This window comes from Marinagarivorans sp., from assembly GCF_982758155.1.
In genome coordinates, this window is sequence record NZ_CEXWTU010000409.1 from 1 (window position 1) to 2,082 (window position 2,082).

The 2,082-nt window shown below is 46.5% G+C and carries 3 protein-coding genes; 1 reads left to right on the forward strand and 2 read right to left on the reverse strand.

Annotated elements, in window-relative coordinates; translation table 11 throughout:
* Positions 1-127 precede the first annotated feature (127 nt).
* Positions 128-844: a phytanoyl-CoA dioxygenase family protein gene (locus AC3A8L_RS21465; protein WP_487964318.1), complete on the reverse strand. Its 717-nt coding sequence runs from the start codon at positions 842-844 to the stop codon at positions 128-130.
* A gap of 3 nt (positions 845-847) precedes the next feature.
* Complete coding sequence (locus AC3A8L_RS21470) at positions 848-1,690, reverse strand: NAD(P)H-binding protein (protein WP_487964319.1); 843 nt, start codon at positions 1,688-1,690, stop codon at positions 848-850.
* Positions 1,691-1,805: 115 nt separating this feature from the next.
* Between AC3A8L_RS21470 and AC3A8L_RS21475 the strand changes: the two genes are divergently transcribed.
* Positions 1,806-2,082 (forward strand): LysR family transcriptional regulator (locus AC3A8L_RS21475; protein WP_487964320.1); only part of this gene is annotated, 277 nt, incomplete at its 3' end.

Here is a 2,082-nt window from a genome sequence, read left to right on the forward strand (position 1 = left end):
GACGAGGCGAAAATATGGCGTAATAGCCGGCTATTGCAAATATTTTTAACGAAGGAAAGCCTGCACCCAGGAATTCAAAAACGGGAAGTTATTTTATGTACACCCCTTAAATATTCATTGGGTTCAATCAGAAGGACGTAGCCCACCCCATCCCTTCGGGTAAACAATAGGTCGAAAACTCTAAATGCAAAACCCTACGTGATACCGGTTTATGCGCTTTACTTGACGCATGAAGCACGTGCGGTTTCATCAGTAAAACATCACCCACCTCGGCTTCGCAAGCCACTGCACATTCCTTATCCATAGCCGGAATTTCTCGTTCATTAATTAAACCTTTATGATGACTAGCCGGTAATACCTTCAAACAACCATTTTCCAAATTGGCTGCATCCAAATGGATCCTTAAGGCTAATTGCTGCTCCAAAACAGGCAACGGTGGCTGCACATGAATCACCTTATTCTTCAGGCTCCAAGGGCCCCAACCCGGAAGATCTTTTTTATGTGTTACGCATACAGTTTTATCTTGATGCCAGGCCACTAGCCAATTTTTCTCCGGTGTTTTATCGAACAAAATAGCTCTGACCAGCGTCGGCTCAGTTTCGCACCGATGATTCTCACTGTGACTCAATACCTTAGGCATATACCGCTGAAGTAATTGCACAATTTCAACACTGGAAACGATACCTTTAACACTAGCTAATACCTTTTCAGCATTTCGAATTCCACCCTGCCTTTCCGACGGCTTTAACTTCTGGTGATCGCATCGCAATGCATCTATATACGATGCCGGAATTACAGACTTTAACAGTAAAAAACCTTGCTGATTAAGGGCTTCAACGCTCATTAATTAACCCGCCACATACCCATAACCTTCTCGGTAAGTCGGGTAATTCAACGTAAAGCCTAGGCTCATCAAGCGAGCATTCATGCAACGCTTATTGCCACCACGGCCCGAAGACGAAGGTTTTAAACTGTCTTTATCCACCTGCAGCCTTTCGGCAATAAAAACGCGTACCTGCTGCGAGGGCACAGGCTCGTTATCGCAAGCCAACAAAAGGCCTGGCAGGGCTTTATCGGCAAGATACTGTTCGACCAAAAAACCTAAACAGCGGCCGGCATCTTCTTGATGTATGCGATTAGTAAAATCTGGCCCACCACCTTTGCCGGCTTCCACTTGCCGAATTAAAAAATCGCGACCGGGTCCGTAAATACCGCCTAAGCGCACAATGCAATGGGACAAGCTACTACTCATAAGCAATTGCTCGGCCTCCAACATACAAGTGCCGCTATAACCTGTTGGCTCGGTAGCACTGTCTTCATCAACACTTTCACCCTGCGTTTGATGGTAAACGCCCGTGCTCGAAGCAAAAATAATCAACGGCTTAATTTGCCACTGCTGCACATGATTAATTAATGCTTGTAGCGGCTCGATATAACCGCGGCGATAACCTTCTGCGCCTTCGCCATTAGGCACAAGGGTGACGACAATTACTTTCGGTTGATACGACTGAATCTGGGTTAACGTGGTCTCACGGGTTAAGTCACCTTGCAAAAACGACGCATGAGCAAATGTTTTTTCGCTGCGCGATACCGCCAAACATTGAACATCATTTGTTCGTGCCGCCAAAAAATCCATGGCACGTAGCGCTAAATCACCCGCCCCCGCAAATACAATCTGTGACTTTGTCATTTCATTACCCTGCTAATATCTATTAAGATGGAACGTGTAATAGTTTTCCCGGTCTACCCATTGGCTAGACCTAGCCGCTACCGGCAATTACAACCCTATTCAGAGCTGCACATTTATGACGTTAACCGAGCTTCGCTACATCGTTACGCTGGCACAAGAGCAGCATTTTGGCCGCGCCGCCGATCGCTGCCATGTGGCACAACCCACACTAAGCGTGGCTGTAAAACGCCTAGAAGAAGAGCTCAACACGGCTATTTTTGAGCGCTCTAAATCTCGGGTATATCCCACGCCGGTGGGTGAGAAAATTGTGCAACAAGCACAGCGCGTATTAGAACAAGCCAATGCCATAAAAGATATTGCTAGCAACAGCCAAGATCATCTTAGCGAGCCAT

What these genes read in the sequence shown, in the direction of transcription:
- AC3A8L_RS21465 (WP_487964318.1), bottom strand. Translation starts at nt 844, where the DNA reads ATGAGCGTTGAAGCCCTTAATCAGCAAGGTTTTTTACTGTTAAAGTCT.
- AC3A8L_RS21470 (WP_487964319.1), bottom strand. Translation starts at nt 1,690, where the DNA reads ATGACAAAGTCACAGATTGTATTTGCGGGGGCGGGTGATTTAGCGCTA.